Source organism: Clostridium ihumii AP5 (assembly GCF_000612845.1).
Classification (GTDB): Bacteria; Bacillota; Clostridia; order Clostridiales; family Clostridiaceae; genus Clostridium_J; species Clostridium_J ihumii.
Genome location: NZ_CCAT010000012.1, coordinates 61761 through 81802 on the forward strand (window position 1 = coordinate 61761; position 20042 = coordinate 81802).

The following is a 20042-nucleotide window of genomic DNA, read 5'->3' on the forward strand; positions in this document are numbered from 1 at the left end:
TCACCTACTTTTTAATTCTATTATCAACATCCATTACATATGCAATTATTTTAGCTACTACATCATACAGCTCTGTTGGTATTTCTTCTCCAACATCTACATTTGTTAAAAGATTTGCAAGTTCTTTGTTTTCTACTATAGGTACATTAGCCTCTTCTGCATTTTCCAATATCTTATCTGCTACATGTCCCATACCTACTGCTGTAACTTTAGGTGCTGTACTTCCAAAATCATATTGTAATGCGGCAGCTTTTTTCTTTTCCTTCATGTCACCACATCCTACTATATTTATATTTATTATATTTTCTAAAATTGCACGTAATATATTTTATTATACTATAAATTTATATTTTAAACCATTACGTCTAACATCCCTAAATTTTTATCATTAAAAAACTCTCTGCAATTACTCATATTAAACTCTTCCATTTTTTCATTTACTTGTACATTAAAAGAATATGAATTTAGATTTAAATCTTTTATTAAATCATCTTTGTATAATTCTATGATGTCCATAAACTCTTTATTAGATTCTATATTTATATCTATATAATAATTATTTACAGATACATAAGCATCAACCACTCCCATATTTATAGTTGTTATACTAGTTGCAATTTTCATATTTGTAGAGTCTAATTTCTTTCCTTTTCCTCTCTCATCCTTTATAACTAATTTGCAATCATACTCTTGTTTTTCAATGTTCATTGGTACATTTAAAAAATAATAGTCATTACTAAGTGTATTAAACATCTTAAAATCTTGCATTTTACCTTCCATAAATTGCATTGCTTTTGCAAATGTTTCTGGATTTTCCTTACTAGCTTTTATTAATGTTTGTATACTCTCTTTTAAATTTGTTGTCTTTTCTTTGATTTGATTTTTAACTACTTCATCAAGTGGTGCTTTAAATTTATCTTTTATTTCTTTTCCATTTTCTTTTAAAATTTCTTTAGTATTAATATTCTCTTCTGTTTTTACTTCTTGATTTTGTGCTTTTTTTTCATTACCTTCTATTTGAACATTTTCCTTTGCCTTATTATTTTGTTCTAATTTATTGACACTATTTTCACTGTTAATTTCTTTATTATTTACATCTAATTTTTTAATTAAACTTTCAATATCTTTAACATCCTTAAATATGTTTGTCTCTCCATTATTTAGTTTGCTAAAACTCTCAATATTCTCCTTAGTTAAGGGTATATTCTCTTCTTTGAGCATAAAAATTGTTTTTGAATCCATAGTTTTTAATTCTGAAAAAAATTTTTTTAAGGTGTTTTCTATTTTATTACCTTGTTCACTATCTAGAGGTATGTTTTTGGCACTCAAATACTTATCAATAAATTTTTGTTCTTCTTTCGGATTAGTGTTTATTCTCTCTTTAAACTCTAATAAATTTTTAACCTCATCAATATTTTCTTGAGTCAATGCAATATTAAAATCAAGCATTTCTTTTATTATACTTTCATCACCTTTACTAACATTTAAACCTAAATTCTTTGCTATTTGAAGTAATACATCTTTTTGTGAAGTTGGAAGTTCTCCTTTTCCTGAATTTTCACTGTCATTTTTAAGCATTAAAATTAATTTTCCATCTTTTATATCACTAACTACAAACTTTAAAAGCTGATTATCTACAAGACTACCTTCAATACTATTATCTATTCTAGCTGGAAATTGTCTTCCATCCAATAATCTTACAATTACCTCATCGCTACCTTTATTTATGTTTAGTATTCTAGCAGTTACTGATTCCCCTTTTCTAAAGGTCATCTTATTGAAAGATTCTCTTGTATCTTGATTTTGCAATATTTGAATTCTAGATATATCTGAAGTATTCATACATCTCACTCCCCTAAAATTATTTTTTGTGTAATTCTTTATATTATAACGTCTTCAACCTTTAAATCATTAAATAAATTTATATCTTTATAATTTATATTATCGTATTAATTTTATATTTTTTCATAAAAAAATAAAACAAAGGATTTTTGACACCTTTGCTTTATTTAATCTCATCTTGTATTTTTTAACTTATTTACAATATTTTTTATTTCCCTTTTATCTTTTGTTTTCATAATTAAAGACATTACTGCTACGCCATCTGCTTTAGCGTTCCAAACATCTTGTACATTGTCTAAATTTATTCCGCCTAGCGCCACAATAGGTATATTTACTTCACACTTCAAGTTTCTTATAAATTCTGTTCCTTTTCCTTGTAAACCCATTTTACATTCAGTTTCATAAATGTTGCTACACAACAAGTAACTTGCACCTAATTTTTCAGCATTTATAGCCTCTTCTATTGAATGTATTGACACTCCAATAGTCCTTATACTCTTAGGTATAATCTCCATACTATCTTTAAATGTACTATAACTTAGTTGAGTGCCATATGCATTCAGTTCTTTTGCAACCATAAAATTGCTATTAACTATTAACTTACACTTCGAACCATCCATGTAACCTTTTATCTTTTTTCCTATACTATATAAACTTTTATCATCTAAATCTTTCTCTCTCAGTATTATCCTATCAATTCCATACTCAATAGATTTCTTTACTATTTCTAGGTATTTATCTCCTTCACAAAGATTCCTATTGGTAATTAAATATATCATTTTAGAAATCTATCCAATCTTTAAATATTGGTTGATATCCTCTTTCTAATAAATCCTTTTTTACTTCAATTTCATCTCTATCATCTGAAATCTCAAATTGTGCTGTGCTTGCACTATTTTCATCTATGTGACTTCCTACTTCTGTAGAACTTGAAGCTGACATTTTAGTTACCCCTAAAGGTAATAGATTCTCTCTAAATTCTTTTGATTCCCTAGTTGATATGTTTATATGAGAACTTCTAAACATTAATCTAAATGCTAAAATAGCTTGTACTATATTTTTATCACTTACATCTACTAAATCATTAAACACTCCTGCATGTGGTCTTATTCTTGGGAACGAAAAAGATACATCTACATATGGATATTTATCTTGTAGATATTTTCCATGAACTCCTGTCATAAATGCCTCCTCCCTCCAATTATATAAGCCTAATAAAGCTCCAATATTTACACTTCTCATCCCAGCTTTACAACCACTTTCTGGAGAATTTAATCTAAACTCATAATTTCTTTTTGGTCCCTTTAAATGCACTTTTTTATATTTTTCTTTATTATATACTTCTTGATATACAGTTAAACTATCTACACCATTTTCAACTAAATACTTATATTCATCTTCCTTTAATGGATATATTTCTATAGTTATAGAGGTAAAATATTTTTTTAGTACTTTAACAGCATCTTTTATATATTCTACAGGAGTGGTTACAGGATCCTCACCTGTTAAAAGAATAATATGCTTAAATCCTTTTTCACTTACAGCTTTTCCTTCCCTATCTATTTCATCTAAATTTAATTTTCTTCTTTTTATATCATTCTCTATATTAAAACTACAATAAGCACATTTATTTACACAGTGATTTGCTATGTAAATTGGAGTATATAAAAGTATTGTATTTCCAAAATGTTTTTTAGTAATACTATTAGATTTCTGAGCCATTACCTCTAAGAATTTTTCTGCTCTAGGACTTAATAGTGTTAATAAATCTATTTCATTTAAACTTTCCTTATTTATGCTTCTTATTATATCCTCATCACTTAATTCATTAAAAAACTTTTCATAATTGAAATCTTCATATCTTCTTATTTTTTCTAATACACTCATTTTAACATTCTCCTAAAAATCCTGTTAATGGAGATGATGCATTTGCTTTAACATCAACTGTTCCTAGTTTTGCTTCATAAGCAATTCTTCCTGCTTCTACTGCAAGTTTAAATGCTCTGGCCATTTCTATTGGATTTTTAGATGATGCTATTGCAGTATTTAACATAACTGCTGCTGCTCCCATCTCCATTGCCTCTGCTGCCTCTGATGGTCTTCCTATACCGGCGTCAACTATAACTGGAACATTTAATTCCTCTATCATTATTCTTATTAATTCCTTTGTTTTAATTCCTCTATTAGATCCTATTGGTGCACCTAATGGCATTATTGCAACAGCTCCAGCCTCAGCCATTCTTTTAGCTGCAATTAAATCTGGACTCATATATGGCATAACCTTAAAACCTTCTTTTGCTAATATTTCTGTTGCCTTTATATTTTCAAAATTATCTGGCATTAAATACTTTGTATCTGGTATAATTTCAAGCTTTATAAAATCACCACAACCCATAGCCCTAGATATTCTTGCTATTCTAACAGCTTCTTCTGCATTTCTTGCTCCTGAAGTATTTGGAAGCAATGTTATACTTTTATCTATATATTCTAAAACATTTTCCTCTTTGTTATCTAAATCTACTCTTCTTAATGCTAATGTAACCATTGCTGGTTCTGCAGCTTTTATTATATCTGGCATTATTTTGTTGCTACTATACTTTCCTGTTCCTATAATAAGTCTTGAATTAAATTCCATATCTCCTAATAAAAATATTTCCATCTTTTTTATTCCCCCATCTATACATTATATTTTTATACTTCATCTATTCCTAGAAGAAGTCTTACAGCCATATTGGCTTGATGATTTGCACATATGCTAACTCTAGGAGCCATAAGACCACATCCTAATTTTGCTTCATTTTCTAGATCACCACATACATAAAATCGTGAATTAATTTTTTTTGTAATTATACTGTTGCTAGAATAGTACCCTGCCATACCTGATGAACTTATTATTTTTATATTTTTCATTGTGCTTAATCCTTCATTTACAATCATTGCTTTAGTTTCCGGATTATCAACAGCTTCTATTAAAATGTTTACATCACTAAAAATATCCTGTATTCTTCCTTTTTCTAAATATTCATTAATGATTTTAATTTTCGTAAAAGGATTTATATTTTCTAAAATTTCCTTCATAGCCTCAGTTTTGAGTTTTCCTATTTGTTTAAAATAGTACTGTTGTCTATTTAGATTACTTGGCTCAACCACATCATAATCTAATAATTTTAATTGTCCTACACCCATTCTAACTAGTGAAATTGCTATATTAGAACCTAATCCCCCAAGTCCTATTATTCCAACTTTACCATTTTTAAGCTTTTCAAATACTTCTGGACTATGTCTAGACATCATAAGATGTTCAAGTTCATTCAAACTAGGCATTATTCCCTTTTTTATAAGGACAATCTTATCATTTTCTTTAATTTTATAATCATCACTTACAACAAATCCATTTGCAATTTTTAAATCGCAATCAATTGTATATTTTTTTATAATCTCACTTATAGTACAAGGTTCACAATTTAAATATTCTTCATTTAAAAATATTTTCATTTAGCCACCTCCAACAAAAGACACTATTTCTAAATTATCATCATCATTTAAAATTATTGCTTTGTACTCTTCTTTAGGCACTATTTTAAAATTTAATTCAACAACTACTAAATCTTGTTTTAGATTTAAATGTTCTAGAAGCTTTGAAATTGTAATTTCATCTTTAAATTCATAAACTTTACCATTAACTTTCATTTTCTCACCTCCTATAGGGTTGCAAATTCAAATTTAAATTAATAGCTTTATCAAAGGATACTAGTAATCTTACAGTTTATTGGTATATTTATATTTGAAATCAGTTGACAATTGAAAATTGACAATTGACAGTTATGGTTAATATTACTCATTTCATTCCTAATATTTAAAATAGAAATGCTTAAAAACTACGTTTTTATATTGTTTTCAACTAATTTGCTCTGCAAATTTAATAAAAAATCATTCTTTAAAATTGGAAGTCCAATTTTTACATTCATTTTCAATTTTCAATTAAATTAATTAGAATTCTCAACTGAATCATGAATAACTTAAAGTTTAAACTTGTATTCCTATATAGGATTCCAAGTTCAAATTTTAAATAACAAATTTATCAATTGAAAAACTTTTTTCTTGTAACACTACCATTCTCATTTAATATTTGAATAATTTCATTTTTATGCAATAAAAAAAGCTCACTACGTAAGCGAGCTTAATAATCAGAAAATTCTTACTTAAAAGTATTAATTTTAACTGAACTTTTGCTTCCCTACGCTGGTATTATCCATGTCAGGTTCAAGGGTTAGAATATATGATTATATATTCCTCTCAGCCACTGGGCACCCCTAGCACTATGAACATTTTTTTATAAAATTTACTAAATATTCATTTCTATCTTTATTATATACCTTATTTTTAAAAAGTAAATATAATTATTCAGAATTATTCAACATAAATATAAAAGCTATTTCAAATCAACACTAAGTTTCTTTGAAATAGCTAATTAAATATATAATTCTTATTGAATTTCTAACTTATAGAATTTTTTCTTACCTCTTTTTATTAATGAGTATCCTTCTTCATTTATAAATGAGTTTTCAAATTCTGCATTTACATCTTCTATTTTAGTTTCATTTATAGTTAATCCACCTTGTTGTATAAGTCTTCTTCCCTCTGCTTTAGATGGCACTATTTTTGTTTCCACTAATATATCTAATATTTTAGCATTTTCCATATCTTTTGTTATTGTTACAGTTGGAACATTTGACATATCAACTCCGCCACTAAATAAAGCTTCTGCTGCTTCTTTCGCTTTATTTGCTGATTCTTCTCCGTGAATAAGTTTTGTAACTTCATAAGCTAAAATAGTTTTTGCTTTATTTATTTCAGCACCCTCTAATGCACCAAGTCTTCTTACTTCATCCATTGGTAAGAATGTTAATAATGATAAGCATTTCTCAACATCTGCATCATCTATATTTCTCCAATATTGGAAGAAATCAAATGGTGACACTTTGTTTGGATCTAACCATAATGCTCCATTTGCAGTTTTTCCCATTTTCTTACCTTCACTATTTGTTAATAATGCACAAGTCATTCCATATGCAGATTTTGATTCTTTTCTTCTTATAAGATCCATACCTGCTAATATATTAGACCATTGATCATCTCCACCAAGTTCCATTGTGCAGTTATATTTTTGATTTAAAACTAAGAAATCATATCCTTGCATTAACATGTAGTTAAATTCTAAGAATGATAATCCTTTTTCCATTCTTTGTTTAAAGCATTCTGCTGTAAGCATTTTATTTACTGAGAAGTGAATACCTATATCTCTTATAAACTCTACATAATTTAAGTCAAATAGCCAATTTGCATTATTTTCAAGTATTGCTTTTCCTTCACTAAAATCAATTAATCTTGATAATTGAGCTTTTATTCCAGCTACATTTCTATCTATATCTTCTTTAGTAAGCATTTTTCTCATGTCAGTTCTTCCTGATGGATCTCCTATCATTGCAGTTCCACCACCAACTAAAGCTATTGGTCTATGTCCTGCTTGTTGCATATGTGCCATAAACATCATAGCTATAAAGTGTCCAACATGTAAACTCTCTGCTGTTGGATCAAACCCTATATAAAAAGTTACCTTTTCTTTTCCTAATATTTCTCTTATTTCATCTTCATGAGTTAATTGTTTTAAAAATCCACGTTCTTTTAGAACATCATATACATTTGTAGTCATAAAATTCTCCTCCACTTTTGTAAGGCTTATATGCCAAATTATTTTATTTGCTTATTTTTTTCTTAATTATTCTTATGAACTTTTATATAAAAAACTATATAAAAAAGTCCCTAGTTAAAAACTAGGGACGAAACTTTCCGTGGTACCACCCAAATTGACTTTTAATACTAAATATATTTATTATAAAAGTCCACTTTAATCTTATAACGTCAGATTTACGTTTCAGCCTACTCTAATAATTATAATTTCAGCTTAAAGCTCCAGAATGTATTTCTCTAAAATTCTTAACTGATTTGCACCACCCATCAGCTCTCTTTATAAGTTTTATAGATACTTCTTTCCTTCATAGCCTTTATTTTATTGAATTTATAATCTATAATACTATTAATTAGTGATAAATACAAGTAGTTTTTTGCTTATACTACATATTTTTTTATTTTTTCAGGAAGTTCATTGCATTTTGCACTTATATTTATATAAAAGTCAATACTGTGATTATTAACTAAGTATTCTATTTTATTAAATAATTCTACCATCTCTTCATTTTTCATGTTTTTTATTATACCATCTATCATTACATACTCTACATCATAATCCTGTGAAATTATTCCACATAAAAATCCTTCTATTTCTTTTGAATTTCTAAGTTTAAAATCTTCTGCACATATAAATCGTATATTTTTGTTTAGCTGAAAAAGCATTTTTTTATCATCGTCTACATAAACTAGATTTCCTTTTGCTTTTAAAGCCTTCTCATTTGCTAAGTCAACTAGAGCTTTTGTTTTACCTGAACCTTTTTCGTTACAGAATATATTTATCATTTTCCACGCCCCCAAACTTATTTTTTTGATTTCATTGTGCCTTATGGAATATTTTCCATTACTATTAAATTATATTAATTATATAATATTCAGAATTTTTTAACAATGGTTTATTTATTAAAATTTTTAACACCCGGTAAAACTACTTTGAATATATTTCTTTCTTCATCATTTATGAAATGTATTTCTCCTTTTCTTTTAAATTTTTTCTTTATTATTGTAAATCCAGAAAACTTCTTTAAAAATCTTTTCTTTTCATCTATAGTTATTATCTTTTCATATATCCACATGTTTCTTCTAATGTAATTTTCTTTATTTCCTCCTATTGTTTTTAGTAAACATCCTGGACTAATTATTACAATACTTTTATACCCTATAATAACTTCAATAAATTTATTGTACATACTATAATCTCTATACATAATAGCATTATTAATTGCTTCGATAACTGCTTCTATAGGATAAATCTCTGGCAAAATTTCTTTTATAACAGCTTCTGCTTCATCTAACATATATAATATATTTCCACTAATTACTATTGTATTTTCTCTCTTATTGGATACTTTATTTATTATTTTTATCATATTATGTGGTAAATAAATAGATGTAAACTTTGTAAAAATCAAAGCACTCCCTAACGTCAAAACTTTTTTTCCACTTTCTTTATCCAAATATACTATACCTGCATTCTCCATAAGTTCTTCTCTATTTTCATCATCTATTTCAAATCCTTTTTTTTGAAAATACATATCTATCATAGGTATATCTAATGCTATAATTGAGCTCTTCATTATAGGTATAGATTCTATAGTTAAACTTAAAGAGTTACTAAACATAGTTATAATTTCATCACGTCTCATGGTATCTGTTGTTGAGCCTCTTCTTATATAAAAAGACCCATTTTCTCTAATTTGATATGGACTTTGATCAGATGTATATATGGTTATTATTCCAACCTTTTTATTTTTATAATTAATAAATTCTAAAGAAACTGGTATAGGTGGCTCACATCTAGAACTTACTATTTGTTGAACCTTTTCTTCTGTTAGTCTTTCATCATCTATACCTACAATTTCTTTACTTTTGTCTTCAACACCTATAATTATATATCCTCTTCCACCTCTAGAATTAGCAATAGCACAAACGTCTTTTGCTAATTCTTTTTTACCACTTTCCGTATATATATCAATTTTCCTTTTAAAATCTAACTTAGTCCCTTCTTCTTTTTTTAGTAGAGTTTTTACTTTTTTATTATCCATCTTGCTCATTCCCTCAACTAAATAATAAAATTTTAATATTGTCTCTTATTACTATTGTATTTAACAACTTAATTTATTTTACTCAAATTTATATTGTTAAATATAAGTTTATATTTGAAATTATATAATTATTAAAATTTCAATGAATTATCCGTTAATTTTATTATACAATATTGTATAATACCCAAATTATGTTATAATAAAAGTAAAGAGATTTTTATATTCTCTAGTTTTAAAAAGATTAATTAGAACAAGGCTTTTATCCAAATTAACTCCTTTAATGAAGAGGAAAGTAAGATAATCCATGTTTAATTAGTCCTTAGATTTAAAGGAGGTAAATAAAATGGCAGATAAAACTATCGTTTGCAAAGATTGTGGAAAAGAATTTATATTTACTGAAGGAGAGCAAGCTTTTTACAAAGAAAAAGGATTTGAAAATGATCCAGTAAGATGCCCTGAGTGCAGAAAAGCTAGAAAAAATGCTAGAAACAACTTCAATAGATAATTAATTTGAAAGTTACAAGAGAGCTAATTTAAGCTCTCTTTTTTTATTTTTTCTATACTCAATTTACTTATTACTTTAAATAATATCCCTACTTCTTTTTATAAAATAAAAAATACGGAGGCTAAAACCTCCGCTCACACTATTAAAATATTTATAGCTTTATTCTTTTCTTTAAAAGTTCTGATAGTGGCAATGCTATTAACATTCCTAGTGCTACCTGAAGCACATTATTAAATATTGATCCAACTGCATTAGGGAAGTCATATAATATCCATCCAGCAAAAAAATATCCTATTATCATAACTATTCCCGCTATAAGAAATGCAAAGAAATTATTTAAAAACTTCTTACCTTCACACTCACCCCTATAGGCTATCATAGCAGCTATATATCCCATAGCTCCTTTTATTACAAATGTAAATGGAGCCCAAGCACCATATCCTGATAATAAATCAAATAAACACATACCAATAGCAGCAGCTGTAGCGCCCTTCTTTTTACCTAATAATATTGCCGCTATAAATACAGCACTATCACCTAAATGAAGAACACCTTGCCCAAAAGCTGATGGAACATGAATCACAGCCGTAGCTACATATACTATAGCCGCCATCAATGCTACTTGAACAAGAGAAAGAACACTTGTTTTGTTAGCTGCTTTATTTTGTACATTATCTAACATAAATCTACACCCCTTATTGTATCGTTACAATTTTTATCTTTAATATAATTTCATAATTATATTACTACAATATTACAATTATTACAATACAATTCTAAATGTTTATTTCAAATAATATATTTAGTAGTACAAAAAATAGTGATTTAAAGTAAAATTTCTCTACTTTAAATCACTATATATTAATTGTTTTTAGCTATACCTGATAGAACTAATCCTTTATTATGTTCTAATGCCCAACTAATACCCCAATCATTTTGGAATATTAATAAATCTCTATCTTTTAAGTCTTTAACAACTTTAGTATCACTAGTTAAGCTTAATTCTTCTGCTTTTGTTTCAGAACTTTCTATCCATCTTATATTTCTATATGGTAACATTTCTAATTTTATATCTACATTATATTCATTTTTTAATCTAAATTCTAGAACTTCAAACTGAAGTACACCTACAACTCCAACTATTAATTGTTCTATACCTATGTGCAATTCTTTAAATACTTGAATAGCACCTTCTTGCGCAATTTGTGTCACACCTTTTATAAATTGCTTTCTTTTCATAGTATCAACTGTTCTAACTCTCGCAAAATGTTCTGGTGCAAAACTTGGTATACCTTCAAATTTAAATTTATTTTTTGGTGTACAAATAGTATCTCCTATACTAAATATACCTGGATCAAATACACCAATAATATCTCCTGCATATGCATCTTCAATTATTTCTCTGTCTTGAGCTAAAAATTGTTGAGGCTGTGCAAGTTTCATTTTTGAATTTCCTTGCATATGAAATACATCCATACCTTTTTCGAATTTTCCTGAACAAATTCTCATAAATGCAATTCTATCTCTATGAGCCTTATTCATATTTGCCTGTATCTTAAATACGAACGCTGAAAAGTCTTCGCTAAATGGATCAATTAATCCTTTATCTGACTCTCTTCCAAGTGGTGATGTAGTCAAAGCTAAGAAATGTTCTAAAAATGGTTCTACACCAAAATTAGTTAATGCACTACCAAAGAACACTGGACTTAATTCACCTTTTTTAACTTTTTCATAATCAAATTTATCTCCAGCTATGTCTAATAGCTCTATATCTTCTAATAATTTTTCGTATAAATCTTCGCCTATTTCTTCTATAATTTTTTCTTCATCTTTTATAGAAATTCTTGTAGTTGTAACTTCTCTTTGACCATGGTCTCCATCATCAAATAATTCTATTTCTTCCTTCTCTCTATCATATACACCTTTAAAATGCATACCTGAACCTATTGGCCAGTTTATTGGATAAGATTTTATTCCTAATTCATTTTCTAATTCTTCCATTAATTCAAATGGATCTCTTGTTTCTCTATCCATCTTATTTACAAATGTAAAAATAGGTATTTCTCTCATACTACAAACATGGAATAATTTTCTTGTTTGATCCTCTACACCTTTCGCTCCATCTAATACCATTACCGCACTATCTGCAGCCATAAGTGTTCTATATGTATCTTCACTAAAGTCTTGGTGTCCTGGAGTGTCCAATATGTTTATACAAAATCCATTATATCCAAATTGCATTACTGACGATGTAACAGATATTCCTCTTTTCTTTTCTATTTCCATCCAGTCAGAAACAGCATGCTTAGATGCTTTTCTTGCTTTTACAGATCCAGCCATTCTTATAGCTCCTCCGTATAAAAGCAACTTTTCAGTTAATGTTGTCTTACCAGCATCTGGGTGAGAAATTATAGCAAAGGTTCTTCTTTTCTTTATCTCATTTATATATTCACTCAAAAACAATCTCTCCTTTATTAAATTATTTTTATTGATTTTTATAAACTTAGAATTATAGAATAATTATTTTTTAGTTTAATTAGAAATAGTCTAATTACTATTATAAAAAATTAACTACAACCTTTCTATAATTCTCTAATAACATAATTTATCTTGAGCCTACTCTTTATAATATCATGTTAACTTTAGGTAAACAAGATTATATCTTAACTTGCACATGTTTCTTATTAAAATTTTAAATTTATATTAAAAAAATTTATATTCTTCTTAATCAAATTTTTAACATTAAATTCTGTCATATATTTATATCTAAATGTTATTATATGCATTATATCTTATTATTAGCAAAAAAATTAGGGGCTACTCTTTGGCGCCCCATGTAAAATCACAATACACTATTCTGATGCTATTTCTCTATTAGCTGTAGAATCCATACCTATGATATTTAAAATATTTTTTGCTCTATCTTTAGTGCATCCTGTTAATTCTATATATGGCACTGACTCATTGTCTAGGAAATTTTTTATAGCTTCATCAACTTTTTTAGCCATTTCCTCATCTTGCCATCTTACCCCATCTTTTTCATATCCGAATTCTCTACCTACATAAAATATGTAATCATACTTAGCTATATCTCTAATTGCTAAGCCATATAAATCTTTTAATATTTCCATTTCTTTTACAGTGCGCTTTTTATCACCTAACATAAATCTAGCATATATATATGGAACAAAAGTCGCATAATCTGTTATAGCATATTCATACTCTTCCAGTTCTTCTTCTAACTTTGCCTGTCCTAAATATATTCCATATTGTTCTGCAATAGTTTCTATCATGCCTTTTTCTCTTAAGTAGTCTGTACTGTATTCTGCTGCGCACCCTACATTTATACCCAAGATTTTCATTTCTACATACAAATGTTGCATAAGTGTAGTTTTTCCACATCTCGGACCACCTAAAATTGCTATTCTAGTAGTCATTCCATGACCCTCCATTTATTTAAATTGTACATTTCATTATAACAAACATTACTTTATATTTCAACAAATTGCGTCATAAAAATGAATTTACACTTTTTGCTTTCTTTAGCAATTTAAAATAACTTTTTTATACTTTATATTTACTTTTAACTATATGATTGAATTTATTGAAGTATCAGTACTTATACTTCAACTTTTACCTTCAAAATTTATTATTAATAAAAAATCATGTATTTCTTTGTATAAAATACATGATTTTATGAATTAATTAAAAAAATTTTTATTCTTCATACCAACTCTTTATTATTCTGACACTTTCAATTGATGGATAATAAAGTTTATCACCTTCTCTATTGCCTATAGCAAAAACTGAAAACCCCATATTCCAATCTTCATTTTCAAAAACTTCCTTGTATGCTTCAAATCCTACACTTTGTTCTCTATTATTAGGAATATTACTAACTAATACATTCCATGGTTCCTTCAATGCTCCATCTAACCTTGGAAAACCTAATTCACCAAAAAATATTGGCTTATTCCACTTTTTATGAAGATCGCATAATTCTTGTTTTACATTTTGTTCTCTATTATGTATTTTAGTATTCAATAAATCTTCCACTATGTCATCTTTTGTATTTATGTTTTTATCACTTAATTCAAAATAGGCTGATACACTTATAAAATCTACTTTCCCAAATACTAAATTATTAATTTTTTCATTATATTTTTCATAAGTACTCAAATCCCATTTAGCCGTATACCACCAACTAGTTCTATATGTTATAAATCCATCAAATTCTTTCCTTACATAATCAACAACATCACACCACTTATCTTCATACTTTTCTATAAAAACAAAATTAGATGCCACATTAACAGCAAACACACTAAAATGGTTACCTACATCATTTACAATCTCACTTAATACACTTTTCCAATTTTCAAAGAAAATATCTATATTTTCTGGTTGCCATTCTGTTTCGTAATCTTCACCATTATTTATCCAAGGATAAGCTTCTAAAATTATGTTTATATTTTTTCTTTTTAATTTTTTTATTAAATTTATAGCTTTGTTTTTGCTTTCTTGGTTTATGCTGAACTTATCAGATTTTAAATTTTCTATATCAACTTGTATTGGTACATTAACTGTATTCAGTCCCAACTTTTCTATATCCTCTAATGTCTGTTCTATAGTATAGTCTACCGCTAAATTTCCACTTTTAATTTTTGTATTTTCAATACTTACACCACTTTTTAAATCTTTTTTTTGAAATTTTATACACATTATACTAGTGGTTAAAACAACTATAATTAAAATTAAAAATTTGTATTTGTTTTTAATTTTTATCACCTCTTATATAGGGTTCCAAGTTCAAATTTAAAATAATAGATTTATCAAATGATATTACTAATCTTACAGTTTATTACTATTATTATGCTTGGAACCAATTAACAATTAACAGTTAACGATTAACAATGATGGTTAATTAATTTGTTCTACAAATTATTTTAAAAATCTATTTTAAAAAACTGAGCTTTCAGTTTTATCCTTCATTATTAATTGTTCATCGTTAATTGTTAATTTTTGTACAATACTTTAAGTTATTCATGTCTCAGTTGAGAATTTTAATTTTAAGTTTTAATCTATTTTTTTCTATATTTTTTAATCATAAATAATGATACCGTTCCTAACATAATTATTATTATCACAATAAATGCAATAAAGATTTTCACATTACTAGACATATGTTTTTCCACTTTATTTGTTTCATTTTCTTTTATGTCTTTTTCATATTTATCCATTTTTACATTTCCATCTATATCCAACAAAAAAACATCACCAGTTAATTGTCCTTTGTCTTCTACTTTTATAAATGAATTTACTATATTGTATATTATATTTTCATTTGTTCCTGTTATAATCATAGCACTATTTTTATTATCATTAATATTTTTTAGCAATTGAATAGTTGCTAAATTCTTGCCATATTCATCTAATATTTGTTCTTTATCATTTGATTGAAAAGTATTAAAATCATTATTAAATTTTATGTGTAATTTATCATTATACTCTTTTATCAATGTATTATTATCTGGAGTACCTAAAACAATTAAATTTTTTGTAGAATCATTTTTAAAATTTTTTCTTCGTACAATTTCAAATTCTCCAGAGTTTTTCTCTAACTCTTTTCCAATATTTGATATCAGTTTTGATAGTAAATCTAAGTAAACATTATTCATTTCATTAGGTACAATCACTGATACATTGTTAAATACACCCTCTTTTATAAATGGATATGAATATGTATCAAATAAAATATCTTCTCTATCTTGATATGGAAGGTATATATTACTTTCATCCAATATATATGCCCACGGTGTATCCTTTTCAGAAAAGCTACAATATAAATCTTTCATTTCTAAATTGAATTTTACTTTAATATTATAATTACTATATCCTCTTATCTCATCAGGAATTTCTGCTTGTAAAAAATCTTCATCTGCATTTTCTAATGTTAACTTTTTACTTTTTATTGGAATATCATTTACATATATAGTTACAAGAGATTTTTCAAAATCTAAATTTTTAGAGTATCTAACTTTTAAATTAATTTTTGCTCCATTAGTAATAACTCTACTTTTTTGAAGGTTAACCATATAATTTGTTTGTTGCGTAAAAGGACCTTCTAATTTTATATCACCATACCCTAAATCTTTAAATGAAACATTATATTTAGGTTCTTCTACAATGTTGTTTACATCCATATTTTCATCAATAAATACACTATTTCCTATAACTTGTTTTGTTAAATTTCCATTTGTAATAAATTTTATACATTTATTTATTAATTTATCTTGACTAGATGTTGCTATAATTAACCTCTTATTAGAATTAAATGGTGATGTAACTTCCTTTAATATTGCTTTATTGCTTATTTTAGTTATTTCATCAACACTTAATGAGTTTTTTATTTCCTCAGGTAATTTGTTAACATTCCCAATGTATATTAAATTTTCACTATTTTTAGCATTGTATTCACTATATCTACTCACTATATTATTAAACTTATTGTTCTTATTTAGTTGTCCTACATAACTAGACATAAGCATAGCTGCTGTAAGTTCTTCATCACTAAAATCATCTGGAAGTAGTATAGTTACCTTTTGATCTATATTACTTTCTTTTATGTACGGATATGGAAACTCCTTTAAACCTACATTATCTTCAATTTCTTTAAAATCTATATGAACAAAAGAATCTTTACTAAATACAATCCAATTAGCAGTATTCATATCATCTGTACAAGGTTTTTCTCCTATTCGTCTATAACTTTTCACCCTTATTTCATTAAATCCTTGATTTATAAGTTTTTTATCTAAAAATACTTTTACAGTTTGTTCTGTTTCATTTGCATCTACAAGTCTAAATGAATGTATTGGTATATTATTTAAATACACCGTAACTGTTGATTCATCTTCATTTATTAAATCACTTTGAGTAAATACTAAATTTAAATATCCATTTTCCACCTTCCACATTTTATCTATTTTAAAAAATATACTTTTACTTGCCATTACACCATTGCATTCTGTATCTTCTCCAAATGTAAAATTTTTTCCTAATATTTTTTCATCATAATTAGATGCTAAAGTTATATTAGTAAACATAATTATTAAAATAATAAAGGCTGCTAAAAATTTTTTCACATCACTCACCTCGCCTAATGTAATATTCTTTAATTCATTTTAAAATCGCTCGGTTTTATACCATTTAACTTCTCTTTTTAAAATCTTATCTTTCCAATACTGAATAATACTATTTAGTGCCACTAAAAGCCACATTTGACAATAAGTAAAATACATTATTGGTATTAACAAAATATTTTTAATTGAACTTTGCCCCTTTTCCATAGATAATGTTACAGCTACTTCTAAAATAAAAAGAATGTATGCCATTATCCATAATATGTTGAAATTTCCTGCTATCTGTATTTTCACATTAGTAAACATGCTTATTAAAAAAATAAAATCTGATATGAATACAGATGATAAAAATAATATGTATACAAGAAAAAAATATAATACATCAAATACAACCTTAGAAGGCTTTTCTGTAAAAATTTTCATTATATATTTATTTAAAACATAAATATTTCCCTTTGCCCATCTAGTTCTTTGTTTAAACCATACTTTTACAGTTTCAGGCTCTTGCTCCCAAGTAACAGCTTTAGGCATAAACGCTATTTTATATCCTAGCTTATACAATCTAAAACTTATTTCCGTATCTTCTGATATAGCCTTAGTATCCCACCCACCAAGTTCTTCTAGTACACTTTTTTTTATAACAAAATTTGTTCCTGGAATAGTACATAAATTTAAAAGTTGCCATCTTCCTGCTTGTGACATCCATTGAAAACTCAAAGTTTCTATATTTATAAATTTAGTAAGTAAGTTCCTATCTCTATTTCTAGTTCTAAACTTTCCTATTACAGCACCTAATTTATCACTACTAAGTATTGTTGTAATTAAATATCTTAACGCATTTTTTTCTGTAGTATTGTCAGCATCATATATAGCTATATATTCACCTTTTGAAAGCTCATAACCCAAGTTTAATGCATTTGATTTTCCTTTACCTCCAGTTATTTTATCTGTATTTAATATTTTTAAATTTTCTGCTTTGAATTCCTCTTTTACTTTTAATAATTCATCATAAGTATTATCACTTGAATTATCATTTATCACTATAATCTCATATTTATCATTAGGATAATTTAATAGTAATAATGATCTTACAGTTTTATATATTACTTTCCCTTCATTATGTGCTGGAACCATTATTGATACTATAGGACATTCTTCATCATCAATTAACTTTATATTTGTATTATTCATTTTCAAATAATATATATATCCACTAGTAGCTAAAACTATATTTATTAATAATACAAGCCATATAGATATCAATGAATATAAAAATAAATAATCTATAAAATTTAATTCTTTCATAACTTAAATCACCTTAAAAACTTTCTTTTATTTATATTTTTGAAATATAAAAATACTATCAAAAATATTAATGTAAACATTCCAACTATAACTATTAATGCTCTATTTATTTTTTGTATATAAGATAAGTCTTTATTATTATTTACAATTATATTTTCATCATAACTTACTTCTAGTTTTCCATTTTTAGATTTTATACTTATGTCATCCCAATTAACCCAATTGTCATACTTTTTAATATCAATAAACTTATAGTTTCTATTTTTTGCATATGTAACTACCTTTTTTAATTCATCCTTATTTAATTCAGAAGCAATATTTATAGTGTAATTAAATCCCTTTATAATATTTAATTCACTCAAATCTTTTTCTATATCTTTTTGCCAATACTTACTTTCAGCATTTATATTGCGTGAATTATTAGGAATAAATATATGTTTATCTTCAGCATATTTTATTATATATGGTAATCTAAATATGTCTGTTTCACTTTCAGATTGAAAAATTGTTGAAAAATTATTTTTTATTTTCCCGTTTAAATAGAATGAATCATTTATAATACATAATGGATATATATTACTATTCAAACAATCTACAACCTCACCTTTAATATCTTCATTATTATTTCTTAGTGATATACTAGTTCCTTTACTTTGAGCATATTTTAAAACACCTCTTAGACTTTCTGTGATATTTGAAGTGTTTACAGATATAATATATGGCACTTGTTCTTCTTCTAAAACTTTAGCTAATTCAAGTAAATTATTACTATCTGTATTTTTTGTAACATCAGATATATTTATAATAATAGAGTTTTCTTTGTCATAATTTATCTCTAAAAATTTCATTAACTCATTTATTGTTTCATATATCATTATTTTATTTTTAGGAATAACACTTTCATACCAAAATTTACCTTCAGTAACTATAAACGGTATATACTCTTTTCCATCAAAAAAACTTGACTGTATATTTAATTTATTGCTATATATAGATGTTATATTTTCTTTTGAATCCATATAAAAAATTTCATTATCATATCCCTTTATATTTATTTCTTTTAAATCATAAATATTTTTATTTATTTTAAAATTGTAATTAGGGTTATTAGAAATAACTTGTTCTATATTTCTACCTATCCAAAAAATTTTTCCGTAATAACTCTTAATGTTTTGTATAAACTCATGTTTTAAATCAGAATCATAATTTAAAACTGCAAGTATGTGGGAATATTCATTTAAATCAATGCTTTTATATTCATTTATATCTATAGTTGAAACATTGAATTTGAAGTGCTTAATTATTTCTGTTAAATAATCTATAAAACTTAAATCACCATTGAAATTTTCCTTATAATCATAAACTATTAGTACTTTATTATTTTGTTCAATGCTATATGCACTTGTAATGCTACTGCTGAATATAAAAAAACACATAAAAAAAATTATAATTATT

General features: G+C 26.1%; 18 protein-coding genes, 1 riboswitch and 1 other annotated feature. Of the genes, 1 reads left to right on the plus strand and 17 read right to left on the minus strand.

Annotated features, from left to right (window positions below):
- Nucleotides 1-4: 4 nt before the first annotated feature.
- From BN346_RS03140 to BN346_RS03185, 10 genes are all read right to left on the minus strand, one after another.
- Nucleotides 5-268, minus strand: coding sequence for an EscU/YscU/HrcU family type III secretion system export apparatus switch protein (locus tag BN346_RS03140; RefSeq protein ID WP_034439266.1), 264 nt, complete (start codon nt 266-268; stop codon nt 5-7).
- Nucleotides 269-351: 83 nt separating this feature from the next.
- Entirely contained in the window at nt 352-1842 is a 1491-nt protein-coding gene (locus tag BN346_RS03145; RefSeq protein ID WP_034439269.1) for a hypothetical protein, read from the minus strand.
- Between the two features lie 173 nt (nt 1843-2015).
- The gene (locus tag BN346_RS03150; RefSeq protein ID WP_034439270.1) at nt 2016-2621 is read right to left on the minus strand and encodes a thiamine phosphate synthase; all 606 of its coding nucleotides are present in this window, start codon (nt 2619-2621) and stop codon (nt 2016-2018) included.
- 1 nt (nt 2622) lies between these two features.
- The gene (thiH, locus tag BN346_RS03155) at nt 2623-3729 is read right to left on the minus strand and encodes a 2-iminoacetate synthase ThiH (RefSeq protein WP_034439272.1); all 1107 of its coding nucleotides are present in this window, start codon (nt 3727-3729) and stop codon (nt 2623-2625) included.
- Between the two features lies 1 nt (nt 3730).
- Complete coding sequence (locus BN346_RS03160; RefSeq protein WP_034439273.1) at nt 3731-4501, minus strand: thiazole synthase; 771 nt, start codon at nt 4499-4501, stop codon at nt 3731-3733.
- Nucleotides 4502-4533: 32 nt separating this feature from the next.
- Nucleotides 4534-5337 (minus strand): sulfur carrier protein ThiS adenylyltransferase ThiF, encoded by an 804-nt coding sequence (gene thiF / locus BN346_RS03165; protein WP_034439276.1) that lies wholly within the window; start codon nt 5335-5337, stop codon nt 4534-4536.
- Nucleotides 5338-5532, minus strand: coding sequence for a sulfur carrier protein ThiS (gene thiS, locus BN346_RS03170; protein WP_034439279.1), 195 nt, complete (start codon nt 5530-5532; stop codon nt 5338-5340).
- 527 nt (nt 5533-6059) lie between these two features.
- A riboswitch (TPP riboswitch) is annotated at nt 6060-6167 on the minus strand.
- A gap of 161 nt (nt 6168-6328) precedes the next feature.
- The gene (gene tyrS / locus BN346_RS03175) at nt 6329-7555 is read right to left on the minus strand and encodes a tyrosine--tRNA ligase (protein ID WP_034439281.1); all 1227 of its coding nucleotides are present in this window, start codon (nt 7553-7555) and stop codon (nt 6329-6331) included.
- A 120-nt stretch (nt 7556-7675) separates the two neighbouring features.
- Nucleotides 7676-7911 (minus strand) — a binding site (T-box leader).
- A gap of 60 nt (nt 7912-7971) precedes the next feature.
- Entirely contained in the window at nt 7972-8376 is a 405-nt protein-coding gene (locus tag BN346_RS03180; RefSeq protein ID WP_034439284.1) for a hypothetical protein, read from the minus strand.
- Between the two features lie 110 nt (nt 8377-8486).
- On the minus strand, nt 8487-9635 hold the full coding sequence (locus BN346_RS03185) for an AlbA family DNA-binding domain-containing protein (RefSeq protein ID WP_034439287.1): 1149 nt from the start codon (nt 9633-9635) through the stop codon (nt 8487-8489).
- Between the two features lie 343 nt (nt 9636-9978).
- Here BN346_RS03185 and BN346_RS03190 point away from each other — a divergent pair, with 343 nt between their 5' ends.
- The gene (locus tag BN346_RS03190; RefSeq protein WP_034439289.1) at nt 9979-10140 is read left to right on the plus strand and encodes a zinc-ribbon domain-containing protein; all 162 of its coding nucleotides are present in this window, start codon (nt 9979-9981) and stop codon (nt 10138-10140) included.
- Nucleotides 10141-10291: 151 nt separating this feature from the next.
- Here BN346_RS03190 and BN346_RS03195 read toward each other — a convergent pair whose 3' ends face one another.
- From BN346_RS03195 to BN346_RS03225, 7 genes are all read right to left on the minus strand, one after another.
- Complete coding sequence (locus BN346_RS03195) at nt 10292-10822, minus strand: ECF transporter S component (protein WP_034439291.1); 531 nt, start codon at nt 10820-10822, stop codon at nt 10292-10294.
- Nucleotides 10823-11001: 179 nt separating this feature from the next.
- Nucleotides 11002-12597, minus strand: coding sequence for a peptide chain release factor 3 (locus BN346_RS03200; protein WP_034439294.1), 1596 nt, complete (start codon nt 12595-12597; stop codon nt 11002-11004).
- A 395-nt stretch (nt 12598-12992) separates the two neighbouring features.
- Nucleotides 12993-13577, minus strand: a complete 585-nt coding sequence (locus tag BN346_RS03205; protein WP_034439295.1) for an ATP/GTP-binding protein — start codon at nt 13575-13577, stop codon at nt 12993-12995.
- 280 nt (nt 13578-13857) lie between these two features.
- On the minus strand, nt 13858-14862 hold the full coding sequence (locus BN346_RS03210; RefSeq protein ID WP_074432669.1) for a glycoside hydrolase family 113: 1005 nt from the start codon (nt 14860-14862) through the stop codon (nt 13858-13860).
- Between the two features lie 359 nt (nt 14863-15221).
- On the minus strand, nt 15222-17285 hold the full coding sequence (locus BN346_RS03215) for a cellulose biosynthesis cyclic di-GMP-binding regulatory protein BcsB (protein ID WP_034439299.1): 2064 nt from the start codon (nt 17283-17285) through the stop codon (nt 15222-15224).
- A gap of 39 nt (nt 17286-17324) precedes the next feature.
- Nucleotides 17325-18587, minus strand: coding sequence for a glycosyltransferase family 2 protein (locus tag BN346_RS03220; protein WP_034439300.1), 1263 nt, complete (start codon nt 18585-18587; stop codon nt 17325-17327).
- An 8-nt stretch (nt 18588-18595) separates the two neighbouring features.
- Nucleotides 18596-20023, minus strand: a complete 1428-nt coding sequence (locus BN346_RS03225) for a polysaccharide deacetylase family protein (RefSeq protein WP_148361071.1) — start codon at nt 20021-20023, stop codon at nt 18596-18598.
- Between the last annotated feature and the right edge of the window lie 19 nt (nt 20024-20042).

Bases quoted from the DNA above. Each gene is read 5' to 3' on its own strand.
- BN346_RS03205 (WP_034439295.1), bottom strand. From the start codon at position 13,577: ATGACTACTAGAATAGCAATTTTAGGTGGTCCGAGATGTGGAAAAACT.
- thiS (WP_034439279.1), bottom strand. From the start codon at position 5,532: ATGAAAGTTAATGGTAAAGTTTATGAATTTAAAGATGAAATTACAATT.
- BN346_RS03140 (WP_034439266.1), bottom strand. From the start codon at position 268: ATGAAGGAAAAGAAAAAAGCTGCCGCATTACAATATGATTTTGGAAGT.
- BN346_RS03220 (WP_034439300.1), bottom strand. From the start codon at position 18,587: ATGAAAGAATTAAATTTTATAGATTATTTATTTTTATATTCATTGATA.
- tyrS (WP_034439281.1), bottom strand. From the start codon at position 7,555: ATGACTACAAATGTATATGATGTTCTAAAAGAACGTGGATTTTTAAAA.
- BN346_RS03210 (WP_074432669.1), bottom strand. From the start codon at position 14,862: ATGTGTATAAAATTTCAAAAAAAAGATTTAAAAAGTGGTGTAAGTATT.
- BN346_RS03195 (WP_034439291.1), bottom strand. From the start codon at position 10,822: ATGTTAGATAATGTACAAAATAAAGCAGCTAACAAAACAAGTGTTCTT.
- BN346_RS03190 (WP_034439289.1), top strand. From the start codon at position 9,979: ATGGCAGATAAAACTATCGTTTGCAAAGATTGTGGAAAAGAATTTATA.
- thiH (WP_034439272.1), bottom strand. From the start codon at position 3,729: ATGAGTGTATTAGAAAAAATAAGAAGATATGAAGATTTCAATTATGAA.
- BN346_RS03225 (WP_148361071.1), bottom strand. From the start codon at position 20,023: ATGTGTTTTTTTATATTCAGCAGTAGCATTACAAGTGCATATAGCATT.
- BN346_RS03160 (WP_034439273.1), bottom strand. From the start codon at position 4,501: ATGGAAATATTTTTATTAGGAGATATGGAATTTAATTCAAGACTTATT.
- BN346_RS03185 (WP_034439287.1), bottom strand. From the start codon at position 9,635: ATGGATAATAAAAAAGTAAAAACTCTACTAAAAAAAGAAGAAGGGACT.
- BN346_RS03180 (WP_034439284.1), bottom strand. From the start codon at position 8,376: ATGATAAATATATTCTGTAACGAAAAAGGTTCAGGTAAAACAAAAGCT.
- BN346_RS03145 (WP_034439269.1), bottom strand. From the start codon at position 1,842: ATGAATACTTCAGATATATCTAGAATTCAAATATTGCAAAATCAAGAT.
- BN346_RS03150 (WP_034439270.1), bottom strand. From the start codon at position 2,621: ATGATATATTTAATTACCAATAGGAATCTTTGTGAAGGAGATAAATAC.
- thiF (WP_034439276.1), bottom strand. From the start codon at position 5,337: ATGAAAATATTTTTAAATGAAGAATATTTAAATTGTGAACCTTGTACT.